Consider the following 23,906-nt stretch of genomic DNA (forward strand, 5'->3'; position numbering starts at 1 on the left):
TTCCCGACATCCGTGTGGATGCGAAAGCGGGGTGGAGCACCCTTCATGCTTCCTGAAGGATGCCGGGCGCTCCAGGGATCAGCGGCCTTCGCCGATCATGTCCAGTTCGTAGGGCGTCGTCTGGTAGACCTGATTGATCCAGTTGCCGAAGAGCAGATGCGCATGGGAACGCCAGCGGTTGAGAGGCGGCCGCGCCGGATCGTCTTTGGGAAAATACTCATGCGGCATGTCCACGGGAACACCCGTCGAGACGTCCCGGTCGTATTCTTCCTTCAACGAGGTGGAATCATATTCAATGTGATTGAACATGTAGAGCCGGTTGCCCACCTGCTCTGTCAGCAGACACAGGCCCACATCGTCGGATTCCATCAGCACTTCGAGACCGCTATCCGCCGGAACGTCTGCGGCGCGAACTTCAGTCCAGCGCGAGACGGGGATGGCGAAATCGTCCGAGAAGCCCGCCAGATAGGGCGAGGCCGGGTTGTTGTTGCGGTGGCGATAGACGCCGAATGCCTTTTTTTCCAGGGTGTGCTTGGGAATGCGGTGGAAATGCCAGGCGGCTGCCATCGCTCCCCAACAGATGAAGTTGGAGGAATGGACGTTGGTGGCCGTCCAGTCGAAAATCTGCTCAAGCTCTTCCCAGTAGGTCACTTCCTCATAGGGAAGGAGCTCCACGGGAGCACCTGTAATGATGAAGCCGTCGAACTTGCGCGCCCGAACCTCTTCCCATGTCTGGTAGAAGGCGATCAGGTGTTCTTCGGAGGTGTTCTTGGGCTTGTGGTTGCCGATGCGCACCAATGTCAGCTCGACCTGCAACGGGGTCGCGCCGAGCAGGCGGGCAAACTGCGTTTCGGTCCGGATCTTGTTCGGCATGAGGTTCAAGAGCCCGATCTGCAGCGGGCGAACATCCTGGCGCAGCGCCGTTCGTTCATCCATTACGGAAACGCCCTCGCGCACGAGCACGTCGTGGGCGGGAAGCTGATCGGGAATCTTGATGGGCATAGCATAAGCTCCAAACAAAAAGACCGGCGGCGAAATCGCGACCGGTCTCCGCAAACTTTTGCTTCGCTCGGTCTTTTAGCGAATTGTTTTACGTGGCTGCAAGCCGACCGGCCAAATCACCACGGATGAGGAGGCGTTTTTAGAACGGGGTTCCCTTTGCGTCAATCGCTCCGTGGCATTCTTTGGGCTGAGATCGTACTCATCCTGCGTGGGTGGAAGATCAAGCCAGTGCTTTGCTTTGCCGCATCTATGCGGACACCAGATGTTTCCATCTGACGGTAAAATGCTCTAAAGCAGGTGGCGGCTGACGCTTGACTTTGTTCCCCCAGCCGGATTTGGAAATCTCATTCAACGCTTTCCCCAACACAGGACCAATCGATGAGCACGCCCGTCCGTCCCGAACCGAAGCCCGGTGTCATGGATATTGCCGCTTATGTGCCCGGCCGCGAAAGCGCGCCCGGTGTGGCAAAGGTGTGGAAACTGTCCTCCAACGAGTCTCCGCTCGGCCCTTCGCCGAAGGCTCTGGAAGCCGTTTCCAAGGCAATGGACCATCTGGCGCTCTATCCGGACGGTTCGGCGACGAAGTTGCGTGACGCCATCGCGGAAGCCCATGGGCTGAACCCGGCAAACATCCTGTGCTCCAACGGTTCGGACGAGCTGCTTGGCCTTCTGGCGCAGACCTATCTGAAGCCTGGTGACGAGGGCATCTTCACCGAGCATGGTTTTCTCGTCTATCGCATCCAGATTCTGGCCGCCGGCGCAACGCCGGTGGTGGTGAAGGAGACGGATGAGCGCGCCGATGTGGATGCGATCCTGGCGGCTGTGACGCCGAAGACGCGGATCGTCTATCTCGCCAACCCCAACAATCCCACCGGCACCTATTTGCCGGTCGATGAGGTGCGCCGTCTGCAAGCGGGCCTGCCCAAGAACGTGATCCTCGTTCTCGATGCTGCCTATGCGGAATATGTGCGCCGCAACGATTACGAGGCCGGTATCGAACTGGTTTCGGCGAGTGAGAACGTGGTGATGACCCGGACTTTCTCCAAGATTCACGGGCTTGCTGCCATGCGCATCGGCTGGATCTATGCGCCGCTGCACATCATCGATGCGATCAACCGGGTGCGTGGGCCGTTCAATGTCAACGCTCTTGCCATCGAGGCGGGCGCTGCGGCCATCCGCGACAAGGCGCATGTGCAGAGCGCTGTCGATCATAACGAGAAATGGCTCTCCTGGCTCACGCACGAGCTTTCCCGGCTCGGTTTGCGGGTTACGCCGAGTGTCGGCAATTTCCTGCTGATCCATTTCCCGGACAATGGCGGCAAGTCGGCGGAAGAGGCGGATGCCTTCCTCAGCGCGCGTGGTTATGTGCTGCGGCGGGTGACGTCCTATGGTTTCCCCAATGCGCTGCGCCTGAGCGTGGGCGAGGAAGAAGCCAATCGCGGCCTGATTGCCGCTCTGACAGAGTTTCTGGAAAGTTGAACCGTGCCTGAACCGCTTTTTGAGAAAGTCGCGCTGATCGGCATCGGCCTGATCGGATCTTCCCTCGCACGCGTCGTGCGCCGGGAGAAGCTGGCGGGCGAAGTTGTTGTCTCCTCGCGCAGCGCGTCAACGCTGGAGCGGGCGCGGCAGCTCGATCTCGGCGACCGCTATTTGCTCGATGCCGCCGAGGCCGTGCGGGACGCCGATCTGGTGCTTGTTTCGGTTCCCGTGGGTGCCTCAGGCGCCGTGGCTGCGGCGATTGCTCCGTCGCTGAAGAAGGGCGCCATCGTTACCGATGTGGGTTCCACCAAAGGGTCGGTGATTGCGCAAATGCAGCCGCTTCTTCCCGAACATGTGCACTTCATTCCGGGGCATCCCATCGCGGGCACAGAGGATTCAGGCCCCGATGCCGGTTTTGCGGAACTGTTCGAAGGGCGTTGGTGCATTCTGACACCGCTTGCGAATACGGATCCCGCCGCGCTCGAAAGCCTCACCGCTTTCTGGACGCGCTGTGGGGCGATGGTCGATACGATGGATCCCGATCACCATGACAAGGTGCTCGCTATCGTTTCGCATCTGCCGCATATCATCGCCTACAATATCGTGGGTACGGCCGACGATCTGGAAACGGTAACGAAATCCGAGGTCATCAAATATTCGGCCTCGGGCTTCCGCGATTTCACGCGTCTTGCGGCCTCCGATCCGACCATGTGGCGGGATGTCTGTCTCAACAACAGCGAGGCCATTCTGGAAATGCTCGCGCGCTTCTCGGAAGATCTGGCCGCGTTGCAACGGGCGATCCGCTGGCGGGACGGTGACAAGCTGTTCGACCTTTTCACCCGCACGCGGGCGATCCGGCGGTCGATCATCGAGGCTGGGCAGGATATCGACGTTCCGGATTTCGGACGGCATGCACGGCCGGCTTCTCCGAAGCCGTAACCGGTCACGTCCGTACGGTTGTTTCGCGAATCTTACCGGGACCGGGCGGCCTCGCCTGCTCCCGGTAAACATTACTGCACGGGCGGTATCCGGGCGATAGGCAGGAAGCCAATGAAGACGCGGCCCTGGCGAATGTTCACCGGCAGGGTCGGAGCCTTGCCAAGACCGGAAAGGCCCGCAATCACGCCTTCAATCTGGTCGCGCTGTTCGGGGAGGGCATCTGCGATCAGGCGTGCCACGGTTTGCGGCTCGGTCACCGTCACGCTGAGTTCGGCGTTGATCAGCCCGTCCGGATCGATCTCGACCGGCCCCTGCAGAGTGATGGATGCATTCTCATCACTGGTTTTCAGAACAAGATTTCCGACGCGCCCTGAGCGTCCGCGCAAGCTTGGATTGCGCTGCTCGATCAGTTCGACGCCATCGGTCACGGTTATGAGCATTTCGCCATCCAGCGGTGGCACTGCGGCATCGCCCGCAATCGCGGGATCAAGAGCCAGACGTTTCACGATGAGGGCGACATCCACATCGGCACCATTGCGCCGTGTGTGGGCCTGAAAAACTTCCGCGGTGGCCACTCCGCCGTTTTCGGGTTCCTCAAGGGTCAGGACCAGTTTACGCGTCTCGCTCGACAGGCGTTGCGGCAGGTCTGTGGTTGTGAGGCGGGCGCTCATGCGCATCTCTTCCCAATTGGCCTCAAGCGGCGGCAGGAACGGAATGGAGATGCGGGCGGGACCGTCGAGTTCGCCGACAGTTCGCAGCGGCTCATAAACCTGCGCGGCGGACCGGAAAGCGCCGGCGCTTAACGAAATGCCGTTCTCGCCATCTTCATAGAAGACGCTGCGGCAGAACAGGCCAATGCGGAATGGATATCCGCGTGCATTTGGTTCCTCGCAGCTTGCACGCCGCTGGTGCAGGTTCAGTTTGTCCATCAGGGCGACGGTGCGCGTTTCCAGAAGATTGGCGGCATAGAACCAGCCGCCGGTATAGGCGAGGATGGCAAGGACAATCAGAACGCTCAACAGGAGGAAGCGACGGCTGTAGCTGCGTTTGGCGCGTTTTCTCGATGGCATCCGGTTCTCCGTTCAGGCGCGGGCGGGGCCGCGCCGTTTCATCCCCGGATTTTCGCGCGCCTTGGCCAGGCAAGGTGTTTCCTCAAGGCGGCCAAATGCGCTAACCGGGACAGGCTTATAGGGCGTTTCCAGTTAAACGCTTCTCTGGAAAGGCTCTGTCTCTTCGTTTCTTCCCGCATTCCTGCGGCCCTGGCTCGTTCCAGCGGACCGCAGATGCCCAGATACAGGCAGGCGATATGGACGATTTTTGGGTCTTTGGCTATGGATCGCTGATGTGGCGACCCGGTTTTGCCCATGTCGAAACGCGCAAAGCGCGGTTGCATGGCTATCGTCGATCCCTGTGCGTCTACTCCCATGTTCATCGCGGTACGCCGGACCGACCGGGGCTCGTTCTCGGACTCGACCGGGGCGGTTCCTGCGTCGGTCTTGCCTTTCGCGTTCCCGGAGAGCTGGAGGGAGAGGTGGTCGCCTATCTGCGCGAGCGCGAACTGGTGACCCATGTCTATCTCGAGCGGCAGGTGACTGTTCGGTTGGAAGCAGGTCCGGATGTGCGGGCCTTGACCTATGTGGTCGACAGGGCGCATGGGCAATATGCGGGCGGGATCGATGTCGAGCACGCGGTGCGTCAGGTCAGCGGCTCCGTCGGTCAGTCGGGCCGTAATGAGGAATATGTTCTGAACACCGTGGAACATCTCCAGGCGCTCGGTATTCGCGATCACTGGCTTGAAAGTGTCGCCCGCCGCATCAAATCCTGATGGATCAGGCGTTCAGAACGCCCAGTTCGCGCAGTCTTTTGCGGGCGGTCTCGGGAAGGGGCGGCGGGTTCTCGGTGGTTGCGGCTTCCACAAGCATTGCATCGCAGGCGGCCTCGGTTTCACGCAGGAGCCGCTCCTGAAACACGGCGCGCGGCAGGCCAGGCTCGATGGGCGGCAGGAACTGGGCGCGAATGATGCCCGGATGACGCAGGAACTTGCGGCGGGGCCAGAAGAGGCCGGCTGCATGGGCCACCGGCACCACGGGAACCTGCAACTGGTCGTACAGCTCGACGATGCCGTATTTATAGGCGGGCTCGGCGCCCGGCGGCCGGCGGGTGCCCTCGGGATAGATGATCAGCTGGCGATTTTCCCTCATCAGATCGCGGGCCTTGCGCACGGCCTGCTTAAGCGCCTTGGCACGGCTGCCGCGATTGATGGGGATCATGCGCATCTTGGCCACATACCAGCCGAAGAAGGGAATCCACATGAGTTCGCGCTTGAGGATGTAAAGCGCGTCCGGAATGTGGGGGAGGAAGGCGATGGTGTCCCAGAAGGACTGATGTTTCGGCGCGATTATGCACGGCCCGTCGGGCAGGTTTTCCAGCCCGCTGATCTGGCTTTTCCCACCGGTGACAAGGCGCTGAAGCCAGAGGCTGGAGGCCGCCCAGAATTTCGGGACAAACCAGGCCTTGCGGCGTGGCAGCAAAAAAAAGATCGGCGTCCAGAAGAGCATCTGAAGGATGAGGTTCAGATAAAAGAGGACGTTGAAGATGGCGGAGCGGATGATGAGCATGTGAGCGGCCCGTTTCAGTCAGCCGAGGCTCTTACAGCATGCTCGGGGCGAACACAAAGCGGCAGGTGCAGCCATCTTCATCCGCCATGGCTCGCGGCTTCGGCGGAACGGGTATTTTTGACGCGCAGGATTTCTATGGGGAGGAAGTCGCGCAGAAGAGCGCCGAGGAATTTGGTGTATTCGGTCAATAAGACGCGCAATGCATCGGGCTTTGCCAGCCAGGCGCCGTTGTCGAGCGGAGTGTTGACCACTGGATAGGGCTGGAGCCTCGCTTCAGGCAGAAGCCGTTTCATTTCCAGAAGGCTGCGCGGCATATGATAGTTGTTGGTCACGAGAATGATGCTGTCATAGGCATTTGCCTTGACCCATTTGGCGCTTTCCTCGGCATTGCCGATCGTATCGAGCGCGGCATGGTCGATATCGACACAGCAATCGAAGAGTTTTGCATCGCCGCCGGTCGCGGCGCGCAGGTCATCGGCCCTTGCAATAGGATTGACGCCGCTGATCAGCAGGCGCTTGCCTTTGCCGGCTTTGAGGAGGGCGACGGCAGCGTCGATGCGCGATTGCCCGCCGGTCAGCACGATGATGCCGTCAGCCTGCTGCGGATTGCCGGAGGCCGCGAGATGACCCACATGGTCGGCAAAGAACCAGAAGCCCGATGCGAAGAGGACCAGTGCAATCAGGGGCACCCAGAGCGTAATGCGCAAGGCGCGAGGCAGGCGCTTGGATCCGCGCTTGTCAGCTCCCGTTTTGCGGCCATTTCGCTGTTCCTGCATCATGGCGGATGGTTAACCTCAAATTGAGGCATTGGATAGTCTGCAAGCTGTCTTCCTGGAGGAAAGCGTTGGTGCAGGCGGTCTACATGCCGTCGGGATGTGTTGTGTCGACATTCTTCAGATAGGACAGAACAGTTACATGCGAGGTGATCGCGGTCAGGGCGGCGATGAGGGCCACGACAATCGCCACGCCCAGATAGCCGGACATCCCGATGGAAAAATTGCCGAATAAGGCCGTTGCCTGGTCGGCTTGGGGAGTGGCCATGTTGCGCGAAGACCACCAATAGAAGGCGATGAACACGACGATGGCGCCGAAACCGCCTGCGGCGGCGCCTTTCATGCCGGCAAACAGGAAATGCCTGCGGAACTGGGATGCGATGAAGGAAGCCTCTGCGCCGACGAAGTGAAGCACCTCGATGATGTGCCCATTGCCGGCCATGGCGCCGCGTGTGGCGAATATGACGGTGAGGGCCGTGGCTGAGAGCATCAATATCAGGGCCGTCATGCCAATGGTGACGGTTGTGCGGGCCATGGCGACGAGACGGTCTACCCAGGTGCGATGGTCATCAAGGGTGGCGTTGGGGATGGCCTGTTGCAGTTCCGCCCGCATCGCGGCGAAATCCGGCCGTGCGGCTGGGTCGAGCGTGACGATGACGAGGCGCGGAACGGGCAGGGCCTCGATATCGAGGCCGGTGCCGAGCCATGGCTCGAGCAGGCGCGCGGTGGCTGCGGCATCGACCACATTCGCGCCGGTGACACCGTTGTAGCTGATGGCAATGTCGCGCGCGGTGATCAGCGCATTCGCCATGTCGAGCTCTTCCTCGGGCTTGATCTGGATGGTGGCCTCGCGGGCGATCTGGGTCTGCCAGGTGGCAGCCGTATCGCGCACGAGGGTCACAGCGCCAAGCGTCAGGCAGGACAGGAATGTCATAATGGCGATGACCAGCACCATGGCTCGTCCAGCGATGTTATCCGACGGAACGATGGGCATCGGTTTCTTGGCGACCGCACCACGTATGCCCGGACCGATATGCGCGTTCAGTTTTTCGCCGAGATTTTTCAGGATTCGGCCGGGCTCAGTCATAGATTTCCAGCCTTCCACCAGAAAGAACCATGCGCCGCGCGTCGACCTGGTCCATGAGGCCGAGATCGTGGGTGGCGATGAGCACGGCTGTGCCGAGCCGGTTGAGCTCGATGAGCAACCGCAGCAAGCGGCGCGCAAGTTGCGGGTCGACATTGCCGGTGGGCTCGTCAGCAAGCAGGATGCGCGGTTGCTCTATAAGTGCGCGCGCGATGGCGGCGCGCTGTTTTTCACCGCCTGAAAGAATGGGCGGCAGGACATGCATGCGCTCGCCAAGGCCCACCCATTTCAGGAGCTCTATGACGTCGGCGCGATAGCTTGTTTCCTCGCGTCCGCGCACCCGCAACGGCAGAGCGACGTTTTCATAGGTCGTCAGATGGTCGAGCAGGCGGAAGTCCTGGAAAACGACGCCGATGTTGCGGCGCATGAGCGGCAATTCCGAACGCGTTATCTTGGAGCGGTCCTTGCCGAAGATGGTGATGAGGCCACGGGTCGGCTTCAGCGACATGAAGAGCAGCCGCAACAGGGTGGTTTTGCCGGCGCCGGAAGGGCCACTCAGGAACTGGAAGGAACGCTCGGGCAAATGGAACGATACGTCACGGAGTATTTCCGGACCCATTCCATAACGATGGCCGACATTTTCGAATCGAATCACGAACTGACCTGTGTTCCTTGAGTGGCTGCCCTCGAGGGGCTGCTTGGGGTGGCCGCTTTGCCTCGACGCACTCCGGCCAGACCATCAGCGCGTATGGTTAATGGCAAGTTAACTTTGGCTTTATGAGCCGGGATTGCGAAGCATTAACCATTTTCGTTTACCCCGGAAAAGCAGAAGGTGAAAGGATGCCCGCCAGCCGATGCAGCAGACGGACACAACACGATTCGTCCATGGCGAGATCATGGCGCCCGGCAGCATTCGGCAGGAGCCGCATGCTGCCTCGCTTTCGTGCGACGTGATCGAAGCCGATTTCGAAACCCTTCCGGAAATCGCTGGCCGTGACACCGAACCCTCGTTCACGGCAAAACGCGAAATGGCGGGGCTCAGCATGCTGACCTCCTCCGGCCTTTCGGCACCCCGCGAACGAAAACGGGGAGGGCCGCTTTTCTGGGCCGCGGGGCTGTTTCTCATCTTGGGGGCCTTCTGGGTCTCAGGCGGGCATAGTTTCGTTGAAGGCCGATCATTTGCGAGCGGTGTCGCGTCCATGCGCCTTGTCGACGTGCAAAGCCGGGTCGAGCGGTATGGAGAGCGGGCACTTCTGATCGTGGACGGAGCGGCCCTCAATGACGGAGGTGCGGCAGCCGCAGTCCCCGGTCTTGCCATCGATGTGCATTCGGACGATGGATCTACGACCCGGTATTTCCTGGGGACAAACGATCTCCTTCTGGAGCCGGGAGCACGCTTTCCCTTCTCCAGCCGGCTGGTGGCGCCTAGGGAAGGCGTGAAGTCCGTTTCGGTCACCTTTCGCTCCTGAGATCCTGTCTTCGGGCGGTTTCAGGTGGCTCTGAAATGCTGTATTTAGCGGAACAATCTTGAAAGGCAGGGGTTCGGCAATGGCTGTTGTGCGCGGTAAACAAATCGAGGTTCTGTTTTCCGCGTCGACCATAGCGCGGCGCAATCTTGAGCTGGCGAAGGAAATCGCCGCCCGGGAATACCATGACCTGCTCGTCATTTCCGTGCTCAAGGGGTCGTTCATTTTCGCTGGCGATCTGATCCGCGCGATGCATGATGTGGGCATCACGCCGGAGGTCGAGTTCATCATGATTTCCAGCTATGGCGCGGGCACCGAGAGCGGCGAAGTGAAGGTGCTGCGTGACATCGACAACGATGTCAAAGGTCGGGATATCCTGCTGATCGACGATATTCTGGAATCGGGAAAGACGCTTAAATTCACGCGTGAACTCATGCTTTCGCGGGGCGCCAAGTCTGTTTCCATCGCGGTGCTTCTGGACAAGCGCTCACGACGCCAGACGGAAGTTGAGGCTGATTTCGTCGGCTTCGAATGCCCGGACTATTTTGTCGTCGGCTATGGCATGGATGTCGCCCACGCATTTCGCGAATTGCCGTTCGTCGGCGTGGTGAAGGGTGAAGCCTGAAATTTAAGGCCGGAACCCGGATTCGGCTCGCGCGTTTACCGAAGCGTAATCGGATCCGGCGAAAACAGGTCATGGCTAAGCTTCTTATCGTTGAAGACGACGATTCCGTCAGAACTTTCACCGCCCGCGCCCTGGCGTCGGATGGGCACACCGTGGAAACGGCCGGAGACGGGCTCGAAGGCCTGGAGAAGATAAACGCCGTTGCCGGCGCTTACGATCTGGTCCTTTCCGATATCCGGATGCCGGCCATGGATGGCATAGAGATGGCCCGGGCGGCGGCAACCAGTTTTCCGAACCTCAGGCTGCTCCTCATGACAGGGTTTGCCGACCAGCGTGAGCGGGCCGCAGAACTTGAGGGCACGGTGTCGGGTGTCGTGAACAAGCCCTTCACGCTCAGCGAATTGCGCCAGCGGGTTGGCCAGGCGCTGGCCGTCGCGGCCTGAGGGGGGGCTTGAGCGTCAAAATCGCTCGGCCGCCATTCGCACCGATCACTCTATATCGAGCAGCCGCTCCAGATATTGCTTCTCAAGGTCGGGGCTTAGCGCATCCCCCAGCCGCTTGCGGATCGCTTCCAATATACGGCGCGCGCGCTGGGTGTCGATCTCGTCAGGTACATTGACGGAATCGCCGAAATCAGGACCTGTGGTCGCCTGCGGCCGGCCCAGCGGGTCGCGGCCATTATTGCCCTGGCGGTTGCCTTCCTGGCCTTCGCCTTCGCCGCCCTGCATGGCCTGCTGCATCTGGTTCATCATATCCTGAGCGCCGCGGCGGAGTGCTTCAAGCGCGCGGCCCTGTTCGCCGACAGCCTGCTCACCTTCGCCCTTGCCGAGAGAACCTTCGGCTTCTCCCATCGCTTCGCCGGCTTCGCCGAAACCCTCGCCCGGCTTGATGCCCATACCCTCCAGTCCACGCATCAGGCTCTCAAGGTCACCGCGCAGCGTGCCCTGACCCTGTTGCAGGCCACGCATCGCCTCAGCGAATTCTTCGGGCGTCATGCCTTGGTTTCGGCCCTGGCCCTGGCCTTGTTGCGGGTTGTTGCCGGGCTGGCCCTGACCTTCCTGACCCTGATTGCCGTTCTGCCCGCGCTGGTCGCGCTGCATCTGGTCCATGCGGAAGGTCTCGTTCATGAGTTCCTGCTGGCGGCGCAGAAGGTTTCCGAGTTCGTCCATCTGACGGCGCATTTCCGATTGCTGCTGTCCGCCACGCTGGCCGTTCTGGGAGCGCCCGGCCTGCAGATTGTTCATCATGTTCTCAAGCTGCGACAGCAGGTCTCGCGCCTGATCCCTCGCTCCGGAACGGGCCAGATTCTCGATCTGGTCCATCATCCGCTCAAGATCGTTCTGGCTCAGCATCTGGCCGTTCTGCTTCATCTGTTCAGCAAGATTGGGATTTTGCTGCGCCCGCTCGGCGAACTCGCGCAGGAAGTCACGCATCGCGTCGCGCAATTCGTCCATGAGGCGGGCGATTTCCTCATCGCTCGCCCCGTCCTCCAGCGCTTTCTTGAGCGCCTCCTGCGCCTGACGCAGACGCTTTTCGGCCGCCGTGAGATCGCCGTCCTCGATGACAAGGGCAATCTCCCACAGATAGTCGACCACACCGCGCAGGGCATCATCGCTCTCGGCTATGGAAAGCCGGCTGCGGGCCGTGGAAAGGCCGAGGAAGTGGGAGAGGTTCTGCAGGGTTTCCTCGGGCCAGATCATCATCGCTTCCAGTAACGCCATAACGCGGGGCTTCTGGTTGGCGTCCATGGCCAGCATCCGCCGCTGCTCGACCAGCGCCTTGGCAAGCGGATTGGTGAAGGTCCGTTGCGGCATGGTGAGGGTCTTCGTCTCGCTGAAGCCTTCCTGATCCGCATCGTCCAGAGCTTTGAGTGTGAGTTCCACCCGGCTTCCCGCCCAGGGATGCTCCGACAGATCGCGGGAGGTCTTTGCGGCGATGGTCTTGCCGTCGCGCCTCGGCAGGGCAAGGGGCAGGTCGGGCGCGGGATAAAGAGGGCGTGCGCCGGGCGTTTCCTCTTCCGGCTCGAACAGTGCCTCCGCATGGGCGGGGCCGTAATCGTCCTCGATCTCGTAGGCAAGTTCCAGCGCACCATTGACGGCCCGCTTGGGGTCGCCCGAGAAGCGGATCTGCGGGGGCGTGTCACGGGTAACGCTGAAGAGCCATTCCTGAAGCTCGCTGTCGCCCCGCTTCAGAACGATTCGTGTGTCGTGATCGAGCAGGCTGGAAAAGCGCCGCGACGCGGTTTGTGCGGAGGCGGCTTCGGCCTGTGAAGCGGCTTCCGGCTCGATCTGGGCTTCCTTGCCGTCGCTTTCGAGCAGGGACAGGGTTTCGGTTCCTGAACCGCCACTGATGCGCAGGGCCAGAATACTGCCTTGCGGCACAGTGAACGTGCTGGTCGCACGATTGGCGTCGGCGGTCAGGTAGATGGGAGCCTTGCGGGTATAAGTCGGCGGGGTGACCCAGGCGTCGATGCGCGGCGGAACGACCTCGGCGCCGCCATGGGCGCGGAAGGCGTCGCCAAGCGAACCGCCGAGCGGCCCCGTCGAGAAAGCGGCGGCGGTGACGAGAAGAAGCGCCGCCATCGCGCGAATGCCCCATGGGTCGCGCTCGGGAACACGGGTTGAGGGCATGTCGCCATGCAGACGGCCGAGTTTTTCGGCCATGCGCTTCTGGTGCTCCCGCCACAGGGCGGCGGCGAAGCCGTCGGTGTCTCCGGCAAGCGTGTCGGACTGGGCCGCGATGGGCTCATGCTCAAGCTGGTTTGCTTGCTCGATGCGGCGGTCGATCTCGGCGTGGGCAGGCAGGCGGAAGCCGCGCAGCGGCCAGAGGGAAGCGAGGCCGGCAAGTGTCAGAACGGCCAGGACACCGATGCGAAGAACATCCGGCATGAGCCGAAACAGGCCGAACCACGAAAGGGACAGAAAGAGGCTGACGAGAACGAGCAGAGGCAGAACCAGCGGCCAGAGCCGCTCGATGAGCATGGCACACCGAACGGCAAGCCGTGTGCGCCCAAGGCGGGCGAAGTTGCTGCCGGAGGGTGTCTGCCTTTCAGGGGTCTCGGCCATCGGCACTCTCAGCACTCTGCATTGGCGCATGCGGATTCGTATGCGTCCTGCGATTCAGGATAGCAGTAATCGCGGCGAAGGCGAGGCAGCGCGCGAAATTGTGATCGCACGCCGCAGGTTCAATCCGCCAGCCAGTCCGGCACCGAATCGAGCGCCAGCATCTCCTCATAGGTCGGCCGGGGGCGAATCACATGGAAGCGATCGCCATTGACCAGAACCTCGGGGACGAGCGGGCGCGTGTTGTAGGTGCTTGCCTGCACGGCGCCATAGGCGCCGGCAGAACCGATGGCGATCAGATCGCCGGCCTTCAGGTCCGGCAATTCGCGGTCGAGCGCCAGATAGTCGCCGGTCTCGCAGACCGGGCCGACCACATCGGCCTTGAAGCGCGGTGCGCCTGCCTCGGCCTGGCGAACGGGGCGGATGGAATGGAAGGCTTCGTAGAGGGTGGGGCGAATGAGGTCGTTCATTGCGGCATCCACGATGACGAAGTTCTTCGCATCACCGTCCTTTCGGAAGATGACTTCCGAAACGAGAATGCCGGCATTGGCGGCGATGAGGCGGCCAGGCTCCAACATCACCTTGAGGCCGAGACGCGAAACATGCTTGCGCACCACCTCCGCATAGGCGGCGGGCAGGGGCGGCTGGTCGCCATCCTCGGCATAGGGAACGCCAAGGCCGCCACCCAAATCCACATGCTCGATCGCGTGACCGTCGGCGCGCAGCGTCTCCGTGAGCTCGGTCAGGAGAGCAAATGCGGCGTCGAACGGCTTCAGATCGGTGATCTGGCTGCCGATATGCATGTCGATGCCGGTTACCTTGAGACCCGGAAGCTCGGCGGCACGGGCGTAGGCCGCGCGTGCGTCCTGCCAGCCGATGCCGAACTTGTTCTCGGCCTTGCCGGTGGAAATCTTCTTGTGCGTCTGCGCGTCCACATCGGGATTGATGCGCAGCGATACGTTTGCCGTCTTGCCGAGCGCAGTTGCGCGGGCGGACAAAAGCTCAAGTTCAGGCTTCGATTCCACGTTGAAGCAGAGAATGCCGGCCTGAAGAGCAAAGTCCATTTCGCGTGCGGTCTTGCCGACGCCTGAAAACAAAACCTTGTCCGCCGGCACGCCAGCGGCGAGCGCCCGGCGCAGCTCGCCTTCCGAGACGACGTCCATGCCGGCGCCCAGCCTGGCCAGCGTCTTCAGAACGGCCTGGTTGGAGTTGGCCTTCATGGCATAGCAGACCAGCGCATCCAGCCCGTCGAAGGCTTCCGAGAACACGCGATAATGCCGTGTCAGCGTGGCGGTTGAATAGCAATAGAACGGCGTTTCGACGGCCTGCGCTATGACAGGCACCGGAACGTCCTCGGCGTGGAGCACGCCGTCGCGATATTCAAAATGGTTCACCGGACGTGACTTTCGCTCAGCTTGGTGGCGAGATGGAGCCGACATGCGGCTCCTGCAACATGGGAATTAAAGGAGCCCGTCGAGGATGAAGGGCCGATCCTCGACCGGTTTCTGCGGCTCCGGGGGAACCGGTTGGTCGTTCTTGCGTGCTTCCTTGCGTGCGTCGATGGCCGCCTCATAAGGCGAATCAAGCGGGGCCTTGCGCCCACAGGCTGCAAGGCCGAGCGCCAGCCCGAGGGCCAGGAGGGTGATCGTTCTGCGGGCGGTCATCGACTGCATTCCATTCCTCGAAATCGGTTGCGCAGGGTTTTAGCCTTTTTTGAAGGTTTGCGCATCCCGTTTCAGCCTTTTCCTCCAGGTGCGGATCTGGCGGCGCACTTCCGTCGGGGCGGTGCCGCCATAGGAGGTGCGGCTCTTCACGGAATTTGCAACCGAGAGGACGGAAAACACGTCCTCGGTGATGGCCGGATTAATCGCTGTCAGGTCCTCAAGAGCAAGTTTTTCGAGACCGCATTTCTTCTGCTCAGCAAGCGCGACAGCGCGTCCGGTGACGTGATGGGCCTCTCGGAAGGGGAGGCCCGCTTCGCGCACCAGCCAGTCGGCGAGGTCCGTGGCGGTGGAGAAGCCCGCGCCCGCCGCCTTCTTCATGGCCTGCGTGTTGATCTCCATGTCGCCGATCATGCCGGTCATGGCGGCGAGCATGAGGTCCAGCGTTTCGGCAGCGTCGAAGACGGCTTCCTTGTCTTCCTGCATATCCTTGGAATAGGCCAGCGGCAGGCCCTTCATCACAGTCAGAAGACCGATCAGGTCGCCATTGATGCGTCCTGTCTTGGCGCGGATGAGCTCGGCGGCATCCGGGTTCTTCTTCTGCGGCATGATGGACGAGCCGGTGGAGAAGGAATCGGAAAGCCGCACGAAGCCGAATTGCGGCGTCGACCAGATCACGATCTCCTCGGCAAGCCGTGACAGGTGCGTCGCGCAGATGGCGGAGATGGACAGGAATTCCAGTGCGAAATCGCGATCCGACACGGTGTCGATGGAGTTGCGCGTCGGTTCGCGGAAACCAAGGGCGGCGCTCGTCATGTGGCGGTCGATGGGGAACCCGGTTCCCGCAAGCGCGGCGGCGCCCAGCGGGTTCTCGTTCAGCCGTTCGATGGCGTCGCGCACGCGCGAGCGATCGCGGCCGAACATCTCCACATAGGCCATCAGGTGGTGGCCGAAGGTGACGGGCTGGGCCGACTGGAGATGCGTGAAGCCCGGCATCACACTTGCGGCATGTTCTTCCGCACGGGTCAGGAATGCCTCGATCAGGCCGCCGAGTGCTCCATCGACACGTTCCAGCTCTTCCTTCACCCACATGCGGAAATCGACGGCCACCTGATCGTTGCGCGAGCGGGCGGTGTGCAGGCGACCGGCGGCATGCCCGATCAACTCGGCGAGCCGCGCCTCGACATTCATGTGAATGTCTTCAAGCCGTGTAGAAAAGGTGAACTTGCCATTCTCGATCTCCGACAGGATGGTCTTCAGGCCTTCGGCGATCTTTTTTTCGTCTTCGGCCGAAATTATGCCAGTCTTGGCCAGCATGGCGGCGTGAGCGAGGCTGCCACGAATGTCCTGGGCGTAGAGCTTCTTGTCGAAGCCGATCGAAGCGTTGATTGCTTCCATCACGGCGTCGGGACCTGAGGCAAAACGTCCGCCCCACATGCGGTTGCTGGCTTGATCTTCGCTCATCATGTTAACCGGGTGCTCGTTTGGAAAGAAGAATGGCTAAAAAGAAACGCAAATTTCCGGCACTCCGTCTGATCGTCCTGGCCGTTGCCGCGGGCGCTGTCGGAGGTGCGATTGCGGTATACGTGAAGGGCGACCCCAATGGCAACACGGCGCCTGCGCCGATTGTTGCGCAGGCTGACAATTCAGCCTGCGCCATGAAGGAGGCCGAAGCGCGCAGGATCGGAGCTGCGGCAACCGGCGAGGTGGCGGCAATGCTTGCCGCATCGCCTCCGAAATCCATGAACGCGTTGCGCTTCGACGGACCGGAAGGGCAAAAGCTCTCGATCAGCGACTTTTCGGGTAAGCTGGTGCTGTTGAACCTGTGGGCGACCTGGTGTGTTCCTTGCCGCGAGGAAATGCCGGCGCTCGATGCCTTGCAGGCCGACAAGGGGTCTGATCGCTTCGAGGTGGTGGCGGTGAATGTCGACCGTGGAGACGACGAGAAACCGAAGGCCTTTCTGCAGGAAACGAAAATCCATTCGCTCGGCTATTATCGCGATGCCTCCATGGGCGTTTTCAACGACCTGAAACGGGAGGGGCTGGCACTCGGCTTGCCGGCAACGCTGCTGATCGACAAGGATGGTTGTCTGATCGCTCATATGAACGGGCCTGCCGAATGGTCCAGCGAGGATGCCAAGCGGCTTATCGACGCCGCCTTACCCGCCGGCAGGTGATGGTTTGGCCGGCGTAGCACCATGGTTTTCGGTCAGGGCACTAAGCGTCCTGCCGGGTACGTAATGGGTGCCCCGTCTTCTTGTTTCTTCGCATAAAAAAGGCGCCCTGAGGCGCCTTTTCGATTTTCGCATAACTGCGGCCGCTCAGGCCGCCCGTGCGCGGCGGTAGACACAGCCCTCGGCCTGTCCTTCCGCTCCGCGTTTGACTTCCACGCGATCCAGCGTGTCGGTCTTTTCGGACAACTTGTCGAAGATCCATTTGGCGAGGTTTTCGAGCGAGGGCACGGAAAGCCCTTCGATCTCGTTGAGATATTTATGGTCGAGGGTCTTGTGGATACCTTCGATCTGCTTTTCTACTTCATAGAGATTCGCTGCCCAGCCAAAGACCGGATCGGGTTCGCCAACGAGGTGCACCGACACTTTGAACGAATGACCGTGTAAGCCGGAATAGGGTTCCAGTTTATGTGCGGCTTCGAACGTGAATTCCTTGTATGTTTCCACTGTTCCTGCTCCCTAGAAACTCCGGTGCTGCCCTGCCCCAAAACGGTAAATCCACCTTATCCCGACGGTTTCCGCAAGGTTTGCGCCTAAAGATTTCAACGATTAGGCTGAATACGCAAGTTCATGTATACTCTTGCCGTTGGAGGTTTTGCATCGAGGTGGCAGGCTGTCAATGCGCCGGCTCAAAAAGCGATGCGGTATGCGCGTGTTAACCTGTTGTTTGGTTAGCCGGCGTTATGATGGGGCAAAATAATTTGTGCCAGTGGAGAGGCTTCAACAATGCGTATAAGTAATAATAATAGGCGCCGGTTCCTTGCGGCAACGATGGTGCTTGCCACAGCCTTTTCGCTGCCGGCAGCCGCTTTTGCAGATGAACTTTCAAAGCCCGCCGGCGATGTCATCCTGACGGTGGATGGCAAGATCGGGGCTACAAATGCAGGCGATGCCGCTGATTTCGACCTGGCAATGCTTGAGGCGCTCCCAAAGGCGACGATCAAGACCACCACGCCTTGGTTCGACGGGTCGGTGGAGTTCGAGGGTGTTCTGCTGGCGGCCCTGATGGATCAGGTCAAGGCAGATGGCGGTGAACTCGTAGTCACCGCGCTCAACGATTATCAGGCGCCGGTGCCGATCGATGATTTTGCCAAATATGGGGTGATCCTCGCCTATAAGCGCGATGGCAATTATATGCCGGTGAGCGATAAGGGGCCGCTTTTCATCATTTACCCGTACGATTCTGACCCCGAGCTCAACACGCAGAAATTCTATTCGCGCTCTGTCTGGCAGGTTCGCCGTTTCACGGTCCGCTAGGGAAACGGGCTGACCCATGGAGGAGACGGGCGCGGAAACTCCGGGGCGCAGCAGGGCCTCACGAGTGGTTCAGACGGTTCTCACCGTCAGCATCATCGTACTTGCTGTGTCCGCGCTTTACATCTCGGTGCTGGTTTTCCAGCGCCAGGAAGCGCTCAGCCAGATATTTCGCTACAACATCGCCTTCAGCGCAAGCCAGGGCATGAACGAGTTGCTGCGCTTCCGGCAGCGTGTCGCGGGCCTTCTCGTGGATCCGCCGCAGACCACCAAACAGGATGTGGAGCTGCGCTATCAGATCCTGCTCAGCCGCATGAGTCTTTTCGACAGCGGCGAGTTCAAGAACTTCGTCAATGATGTGCCCGATACACAGCAGACGGTGGCGGACATGTCGCGGGTGGTGCATGAGATATCCACCTTCATCGGCGACATAGACGAGAAGGAAAACGCGCTGCGGGCCCTGGAGCTTACAGCGCCCCTTGAGCGGCAAATGGTGTCGCTTGCCTCGCAGGCCAACGAATATGGCGCAACATTGCAGGCGCGCGACCAGAATGAACTGTTGCGGCTGCACTGGATCTTTTCGCTGCTGGCGCTCGGACTCGTCGTCAGCGGCTTCATATTCGTGGCCATGCTGCGATGGCAGCACCGGCTTCAGATCAGCGTCCAGGAGCGCCTGAGGGCGACGAACGAAGACCTTCTTCGCACCAGCGCCGAACTGATCGAGAGCGCGGAAGCGGCGCGCCTGGCAAATGAAGAACTCAGCACGCAGAACCTGCTTTTCAACACCGCGCTCAACAACATGTCGCATGGCCTGTGCATGTTCGATGCGGAGCAGGAACTCATCGTCAGCAATCGCAAGATGGAGAGCATCTACGGGTTGAAGAGCGATCAGGTGAAGCCCGGCGTTTCCCTGTCGGGCCTCGTGGAAAGCATGGTGGAAAGCGGCGCGTGCAGGGAGGATGAGGCCCATCGCATCGCGGACCTGCAGACGAAGCTGATCAAACAAAACCGGTCCGATACGCTGATTCAGGAATTGCGCGACGGACGCACCATCCTGATCTCGCATCAGCCCATGAAGGGCGGTGGCTGGGTCGCCACCTATGAGGACATCACCGAGCGGCATAAGGCGCAAGCCCAGGTGGCCTATATGGCGCGCCACGATACGCTCACCGACCTGCCGAACCGCCTCATGATGCGCGAGCGGCTGGAGGAAATCTTGCAGACCAGCAGCGAACGCGGGCTTGCGGCGGCGGTGATGTGCATCGACCTCGACAATTTCAAGAGCATCAACGATACGCTTGGTCATCCCATCGGCGATGCACTTTTGCGGGCGGTGGCGGGCCGCATCCGCAACACCGTGCGGGAAAGCGACTGCATCGCGCGGCTTGGCGGTGACGAGTTCGTTGTAGTGCAGGGCAATCTGGAGAAGCTGGAGCAGGCGAGCACGCTGGCCAAACGGCTCATCCTGGCTATCGACGCCCCTTATCTCATCGACGGGCATCAGATTCTGACGAGCGCGAGCGTCGGCATCTCCACGACCATCGACAGCCGTGAAGAGGTGGACGATCTGCTGATGCAGGCGGATGTCGCCCTCTATCAGGCCAAGGCCGATGGGCGTGGCGTGTTCCGCTTCTACGAGCGAGGCATGAACAAGCGCCTGCAGCGGCGCCGCGCGCTGGAAGCCGAATTGCGGTCAGCCAATCTCGACGAGCAGTTCCATCTTGTCTTCCAGCCCATTATCGATCTTGGCATGAACAAGGTGACGGCCTTCGAGGCCCTGCTGCGCTGGACGCATCCCACGCTCGGACCCATTCCGCCCGATGAGTTCATTTCGATTGCGGAAGACACGGGCGCCATCGTGCCACTTGGCGAATGGGTGCTGAGACAGGTCTGCCTCGAGACGAAGCGCCTGCCTGACGACATCAGCATTGCTGCCAATCTTTCGCCGATGCAATTCAAGCGCGATGATATCGTGAGCACCGTGGCGCGGCTTCTGGAGGAGACGGAAACCGAGGCACATCGGCTCGAACTCGAAATCACCGAGACGCTGCTGCTCGAGGACAACCGCAAGCTTCATGCGGATCTGAGACGGTTGCGCAAACTTGGGTCGCGAATCTCGCTGGACGATTTCGGCACCGGTTATTCCTCGCTGAGCTACTTGCAGAAATTCGCCTTCGACAAGGTGAAGATTGACCGGTTGTTCATTAAGGATATCACCAAGAGCGCGGATCAGGCGGCAATCGTCCAGACGATCCTCAATCTTTCCTACACTCTCGGCATGACGACCGTGGTGGAGGGAGTGGAGACCGAAGAGCAGCTGCGCATCATCCGTGCGATGGGAGGCAGCGAGGCTCAGGGCAATTTGTTCAGCAAGCCGATCCGCTCGGAAGAAATCGCGGAATTTCTGGCCGAACACAAGCGCAAGCGCAGCGCAGCCTGAGAAGGGCAGGCATGGAGCCCGGTGGCTCCGGTGTCAGTCCCTCAAAACAAAAAGGGCCCGTCACTCTCCATGCCAGTGACGGCCCTATCTCGTTGTTCTTCCGTATTCGCACGGATGCGGGCGTTTTCACCCATCTCGTAAAGCACGCCTCGATCTTTCAGATTCGCTGCTTGCCCTTTAAGTTCTCGACCTTACGCATGTCTTTACCCCCGAAGCGGTTCCCGATCCCGGGAGATATGCGTTAGATCGGTTCACCGTTTCAGGGAAACCTTGAACCGTCTATCTCTTTGTTTTTCCGCATTTATGCAGACGTCAGGTGATTCCACCTGACTGCAAAATACTCTAGCGGGTCGGAACCGGCGTTTCGCCGCGATAGTCGTAAAAGCCTCGGCCCGTCTTGCGCCCGAGCCAGCCGGCCTCGACATATTTCACGAGGAGCGGGCAGGGGCGATATTTCGAATCCGCCAAGCCTTCGTGCAGGACCTGCATGATCGACAGACAGGTGTCGAGACCAATGAAATCGGCAAGCTGCAACGGTCCCATGGGATGGTTGGCGCCAAGCTTCATGGCAGTGTCGATGGCTTCCACCGTGCCGACACCTTCGTAAAGCGTGTAGATCGCCTCGTTGATCATCGGCAGCAGAATGCGATTGACGATGAAGGCAGGGAAGTCCTCGGCCACGGTGATCGTCTTGCCAAGCGCTTCCACGAAATGGCGAGCCATCTCGAACGTCTGGTCTTCCGTGGCGATGCCGCGAACCAATTCGACCAGCTTCATCACCGGAACGGGGTTCATGAAATGAATGCCGATGAAGCGCTCTGCGCGATCGGTCTGTGCGGCAAGCCGCGTGATCGAGATCGAGGATGTGTTGGTGGCGAGCAGAGCCTCGGGGTTCAGGACGGGGCAGAGCTGCGAGAATATCTTGCGCTTGACGGTCTCGTCTTCGGTTGCCGCCTCGATGACCAGGTCCATATCGGCGAGGCCTTCCATCGTGGTGGCCGGTCCGATGCGTGCAAGCGTGTCCTGGCGTTCCTTGTCTTCCAGTTTCCCGGACGAGACCTGACGGGCCAGATTGCCGGAAATTGTGGCGATGCCCCCTTCGATGCGCTCCGCCGAAAGGTCATAGAGCTTGACCTGATAGCCCGCCAGCGCCGCCACGTGAGCGATGCCGCTGCCCATCTGGCCGGCGCCGATCACGCCCACTTTTTCAATCTTGCCTGTCATATCGAAAACCCCGTTGGGCGCGCGGCACCCTTCGTCAAACATATTGCGGTGCAAACTATATTGGCCCCGGCGGGGTCGTCTACCCCGCGTGCGGATAATTCGGCATGAGCGATCCCGTGGCGGGGCGTTTGGAGGAGGCTAATTGTCGCTGTGTTGCTCGAACAGAAAAACCCCGCCTCCAGAGAGGCGGGGTTTTCTTGCAAATCACTTTCCAAAAGAGCCTAAAGCGCTTTCTGGAGCTCCGGAACTGCCTCGAAGAGGTCGGCGACGAGGCCATAGTCCGCGACCTGGAAGATCGGAGCTTCCTCGTCCTTGTTGATGGCGACGATGACCTTGGAATCCTTCATGCCGGCGAGGTGCTGGATGGCGCCGGAAATGCCGCAGGCGATATAGAGCTCGGGAGCAACCACCTTGCCGGTCTGGCCGACCTGCCAGTCGTTCGGTGCATAGCCGGCATCCACCGCCGCGCGCGACGCACCGACGGCAGCGCCCAGCTTGTCGGCAAGCGGAAGGATGACTTCCTCGAACTTCTCGGCGGAGCCAAGTGCACGACCGCCCGAAACGATGACCCGGGCAGAGGTGAGCTCAGGCCGGTCGCTGGCAGCGATCTGGTTCTCGACGAAGCTCGACAGGCCGGCGTCGGCCGGAGCGGAGACGCTTTCGACAGCGGCGGAGCCACCGTCGCCTGCCGCCTGGAAGGAGGCCGTGCGCACCGTGAGAACGCGTTTGCCGTCGGTCGATTCCACCGTCTGGATGGCGTTGCCGGCATAGATCGGGCGCTTGAAGGTCTTGGCGTCGACCACTTCGATCACGTCGGAAACCTGCATCACGTCGAGCAAGGCTGCAACGCGCGGCATGACGTTCTTGCCGGTCGTGGTCGAGGCGGCGACGAAGGTGTCGTAGCCGTCGGCGAGCGAAACCACGAGGTCGGCCATCGGCTCGGCCAGCTGCTCGGCCAGCGCGTCGCTCTCGGCAAGCAGCACCTTGCGCACGCCTGAAAGCTTGGCGGCGGCGTCGGCAGCCGCCTTGGCGCCCTTGCCGGCCACCAGCACGTCGATGTCGGAACCGATCCTGGAGGCGGCCGAAAGCGCCTTGGCGGTCTGGTCGGAAAGGCTCTGGTTGTCGTGTTCGGCAATCAAAAGAATGGCCATTGTCTTTTTCCCTTCCGCTTAGATCACGCCGGCTTCGTTCTTGAGCTTGTCGACAAGCTCTGCGACCGAACCCACCTTGATGCCCGCCTTGCGTCCGGCAGGTTCTTCCGTCTTCAGAACCTTGAGGCGCGCCTTCACCGCGACGCCATAGTCGCCGGGGGCCTTCTCATCGAGCGGCTTCTTCTTCGCCTTCATGATGTTGGGAAGGGAGGCATAGCGCGGCTCGTTCAGGCGCAGATCGGTGGTGATGATGGCAGGCAGCTTCAGGTCCACGACCTGCAGACCGCCGTCGACCTCACGGGTGACCTTGGCTTTGCCGCCATCGAGTTCGACCTTGGAGGCAAATGTTCCCTGCGACCAGCCGAGAAGGGCGGCCAGCATCTGGCCGGTCTGGTTGCTGTCGTCATCGATCGCCTGCTTGCCGAGGAGGACGATCTCGGGGCTTTCGGCCTCGACCACGCCCTTGAGAAGCTTGGCGACGTCGAGCGGCTCGACCGTTTCGTCGGTCTTGATGAGAATGGCGCGGTCGGCGCCCATGGCGAGCGCGGTGCGCAGCGTTTCCTGAGCCTTGTCCGGTCCGACGGAGACGGCGACGATCTCTTCGACCTTGCCTGCTTCCTTCAGGCGGATCGCTTCTTCAACTGCGATCTCGCAGAACGGGTTCATCGCCATCTTGACATTGGCAAGCTCGACACCCGTGCCGTCGGCCTTGACGCGCGGCTTAACGTTGGCGTCGATGACCCGCTTAACCGGAACAAGGACCTTCATGCGCATTCACCTTCCGTAATGGGAACTCGGTTCTGGGAGCTGCAAAACAGCCTGTACACCGGCTGGTGTGCCGAAGGCCGACATGCGTGGGCAATTCGATTTTGCTCAATACCGCCCCTCGCACGGCTC

The 23,906-nt window shown here is 60.8% G+C and carries 23 protein-coding genes and 1 riboswitch; of the genes, 9 read left to right on the forward strand and 14 right to left on the reverse strand.

Translation table 11 applies throughout. The features are described 5' to 3' along the window. Positions 1 to 78: 78 nt before the first annotated feature. A complete protein-coding gene (metA, locus tag NA8A_RS20950; RefSeq protein WP_009452412.1) occupies positions 79 to 1,002 on the reverse strand; it encodes a homoserine O-acetyltransferase MetA in 924 nt (307 codons plus the stop codon). Between the two features lie 55 nt (positions 1,003 to 1,057). Further along, a riboswitch (SAM riboswitch) is annotated at positions 1,058 to 1,135 on the reverse strand. Between the two features lie 245 nt (positions 1,136 to 1,380). Between metA and hisC the strand changes: the two genes are divergently transcribed. Together hisC and NA8A_RS20960 are read left to right on the forward strand one after the other, a co-directional pair. Beyond that, on the forward strand, positions 1,381 to 2,481 hold the full coding sequence (gene hisC / locus NA8A_RS20955) for a histidinol-phosphate transaminase (protein WP_009452413.1): 1,101 nt from the start codon (positions 1,381 to 1,383) through the stop codon (positions 2,479 to 2,481). Between the two features lie 3 nt (positions 2,482 to 2,484). Next, positions 2,485 to 3,420 carry a prephenate/arogenate dehydrogenase family protein gene (locus NA8A_RS20960; protein ID WP_009452414.1) on the forward strand — a complete coding sequence of 312 codons (936 nt, stop codon included), beginning with the start codon at positions 2,485 to 2,487 and terminating at the stop codon, positions 3,418 to 3,420. 71 nt (positions 3,421 to 3,491) lie between these two features. Here the strand turns inward: NA8A_RS20960 and NA8A_RS20965 are convergent, their stop codons facing one another. Continuing rightward, a complete protein-coding gene (locus NA8A_RS20965; RefSeq protein WP_009452415.1) occupies positions 3,492 to 4,490 on the reverse strand; it encodes a DUF2125 domain-containing protein in 999 nt (332 codons plus the stop codon). 236 nt (positions 4,491 to 4,726) lie between these two features. Between NA8A_RS20965 and NA8A_RS20970 the strand changes: the two genes are divergently transcribed. Then, entirely contained in the window at positions 4,727 to 5,245 is a 519-nt protein-coding gene (locus tag NA8A_RS20970; RefSeq protein WP_009452416.1) for a gamma-glutamylcyclotransferase, read from the forward strand. 4 nt (positions 5,246 to 5,249) lie between these two features. Here NA8A_RS20970 and NA8A_RS20975 read toward each other — a convergent pair whose 3' ends face one another. The 4 genes from NA8A_RS20975 to ftsE all read right to left on the reverse strand — a co-directional run bounded on the left by NA8A_RS20975 (position 5,250) and on the right by ftsE (position 8,550). Further along, the gene (locus NA8A_RS20975) at positions 5,250 to 6,038 is read right to left on the reverse strand and encodes a lysophospholipid acyltransferase family protein (protein ID WP_009452417.1); all 789 of its coding nucleotides are present in this window, start codon (positions 6,036 to 6,038) and stop codon (positions 5,250 to 5,252) included. 77 nt (positions 6,039 to 6,115) lie between these two features. Next, positions 6,116 to 6,817: a YdcF family protein gene (locus NA8A_RS20980; RefSeq protein ID WP_009452418.1), complete on the reverse strand. Its 702-nt coding sequence runs from the start codon at positions 6,815 to 6,817 to the stop codon at positions 6,116 to 6,118. Between the two features lie 79 nt (positions 6,818 to 6,896). After that, positions 6,897 to 7,898, reverse strand: coding sequence for a cell division protein FtsX (locus NA8A_RS20985; RefSeq protein WP_009452419.1), 1,002 nt, complete (start codon positions 7,896 to 7,898; stop codon positions 6,897 to 6,899). After that, positions 7,891 to 8,550, reverse strand: a complete 660-nt coding sequence (ftsE, locus tag NA8A_RS20990; RefSeq protein ID WP_009452420.1) for a cell division ATP-binding protein FtsE — start codon at positions 8,548 to 8,550, stop codon at positions 7,891 to 7,893. The genes NA8A_RS20985 and ftsE overlap by 8 nt, the downstream gene beginning before the upstream one ends. Positions 8,551 to 8,749: 199 nt before the next feature. Here ftsE and NA8A_RS20995 point away from each other — a divergent pair, with 199 nt between their 5' ends. From NA8A_RS20995 to NA8A_RS21005, 3 genes are all read left to right on the forward strand, one after another. Then, positions 8,750 to 9,364 (forward strand): hypothetical protein, encoded by a 615-nt coding sequence (locus NA8A_RS20995; protein ID WP_009452421.1) that lies wholly within the window; start codon positions 8,750 to 8,752, stop codon positions 9,362 to 9,364. Positions 9,365 to 9,443: 79 nt separating this feature from the next. Then, positions 9,444 to 9,986 carry a hypoxanthine phosphoribosyltransferase gene (gene hpt / locus NA8A_RS21000; RefSeq protein ID WP_009452422.1) on the forward strand — a complete coding sequence of 181 codons (543 nt, stop codon included), beginning with the start codon at positions 9,444 to 9,446 and terminating at the stop codon, positions 9,984 to 9,986. Positions 9,987 to 10,057: 71 nt separating this feature from the next. Further along, the gene (locus NA8A_RS21005) at positions 10,058 to 10,429 is read left to right on the forward strand and encodes a response regulator (RefSeq protein ID WP_009452423.1); all 372 of its coding nucleotides are present in this window, start codon (positions 10,058 to 10,060) and stop codon (positions 10,427 to 10,429) included. A gap of 45 nt (positions 10,430 to 10,474) precedes the next feature. Here the strand turns inward: NA8A_RS21005 and NA8A_RS21010 are convergent, their stop codons facing one another. The 4 genes from NA8A_RS21010 to argH all read right to left on the reverse strand — a co-directional run bounded on the left by NA8A_RS21010 (position 10,475) and on the right by argH (position 16,173). Then, on the reverse strand, positions 10,475 to 13,051 hold the full coding sequence (locus tag NA8A_RS21010) for a TIGR02302 family protein (protein WP_009452424.1): 2,577 nt from the start codon (positions 13,049 to 13,051) through the stop codon (positions 10,475 to 10,477). A 119-nt stretch (positions 13,052 to 13,170) separates the two neighbouring features. Then, positions 13,171 to 14,442: a diaminopimelate decarboxylase gene (lysA, locus tag NA8A_RS21015; protein WP_009452425.1), complete on the reverse strand. Its 1,272-nt coding sequence runs from the start codon at positions 14,440 to 14,442 to the stop codon at positions 13,171 to 13,173. A 66-nt stretch (positions 14,443 to 14,508) separates the two neighbouring features. After that, a complete protein-coding gene (gene lptM / locus NA8A_RS21020) occupies positions 14,509 to 14,712 on the reverse strand; it encodes an LPS translocon maturation chaperone LptM (RefSeq protein ID WP_040673289.1) in 204 nt (67 codons plus the stop codon). Between the two features lie 39 nt (positions 14,713 to 14,751). Continuing rightward, positions 14,752 to 16,173 carry an argininosuccinate lyase gene (argH, locus tag NA8A_RS21025; RefSeq protein WP_040673291.1) on the reverse strand — a complete coding sequence of 474 codons (1,422 nt, stop codon included), beginning with the start codon at positions 16,171 to 16,173 and terminating at the stop codon, positions 14,752 to 14,754. A gap of 32 nt (positions 16,174 to 16,205) precedes the next feature. Here argH and tlpA point away from each other — a divergent pair, with 32 nt between their 5' ends. Continuing rightward, positions 16,206 to 16,886: a thiol:disulfide interchange protein TlpA gene (tlpA, locus tag NA8A_RS21030; RefSeq protein ID WP_009452428.1), complete on the forward strand. Its 681-nt coding sequence runs from the start codon at positions 16,206 to 16,208 to the stop codon at positions 16,884 to 16,886. A 144-nt stretch (positions 16,887 to 17,030) separates the two neighbouring features. On the opposite strand, the gene NA8A_RS21035 is transcribed toward tlpA, so the two are convergent. Beyond that, positions 17,031 to 17,387, reverse strand: coding sequence for a 6-pyruvoyl trahydropterin synthase family protein (locus NA8A_RS21035; RefSeq protein ID WP_009452429.1), 357 nt, complete (start codon positions 17,385 to 17,387; stop codon positions 17,031 to 17,033). Positions 17,388 to 17,711: 324 nt separating this feature from the next. On the opposite strand from NA8A_RS21035, the gene NA8A_RS21040 reads away from it, so the two are divergent. Beyond that, on the forward strand, positions 17,712 to 18,197 hold the full coding sequence (locus NA8A_RS21040) for a putative pterin-binding protein (RefSeq protein ID WP_009452430.1): 486 nt from the start codon (positions 17,712 to 17,714) through the stop codon (positions 18,195 to 18,197). A 16-nt stretch (positions 18,198 to 18,213) separates the two neighbouring features. Continuing rightward, a complete protein-coding gene (locus NA8A_RS21045) occupies positions 18,214 to 20,634 on the forward strand; it encodes a putative bifunctional diguanylate cyclase/phosphodiesterase (RefSeq protein WP_009452431.1) in 2,421 nt (806 codons plus the stop codon). Between the two features lie 342 nt (positions 20,635 to 20,976). Here NA8A_RS21045 and NA8A_RS21055 read toward each other — a convergent pair whose 3' ends face one another. The 3 genes from NA8A_RS21055 to NA8A_RS21065 form a co-directional block, all read right to left on the reverse strand. Continuing rightward, entirely contained in the window at positions 20,977 to 21,858 is an 882-nt protein-coding gene (locus tag NA8A_RS21055; protein WP_009452433.1) for a 3-hydroxybutyryl-CoA dehydrogenase, read from the reverse strand. Between the two features lie 221 nt (positions 21,859 to 22,079). After that, the gene (locus NA8A_RS21060; RefSeq protein ID WP_009452434.1) at positions 22,080 to 23,009 is read right to left on the reverse strand and encodes an electron transfer flavoprotein subunit alpha/FixB family protein; all 930 of its coding nucleotides are present in this window, start codon (positions 23,007 to 23,009) and stop codon (positions 22,080 to 22,082) included. An 18-nt stretch (positions 23,010 to 23,027) separates the two neighbouring features. Beyond that, on the reverse strand, positions 23,028 to 23,777 hold the full coding sequence (locus NA8A_RS21065; protein ID WP_009452435.1) for an electron transfer flavoprotein subunit beta/FixA family protein: 750 nt from the start codon (positions 23,775 to 23,777) through the stop codon (positions 23,028 to 23,030). Positions 23,778 to 23,906 lie beyond the last annotated feature (129 nt).

Source organism: Nitratireductor indicus C115, from assembly GCF_000300515.1.
Classification (GTDB): Bacteria; Pseudomonadota; Alphaproteobacteria; order Rhizobiales; family Rhizobiaceae; genus Nitratireductor; species Nitratireductor indicus.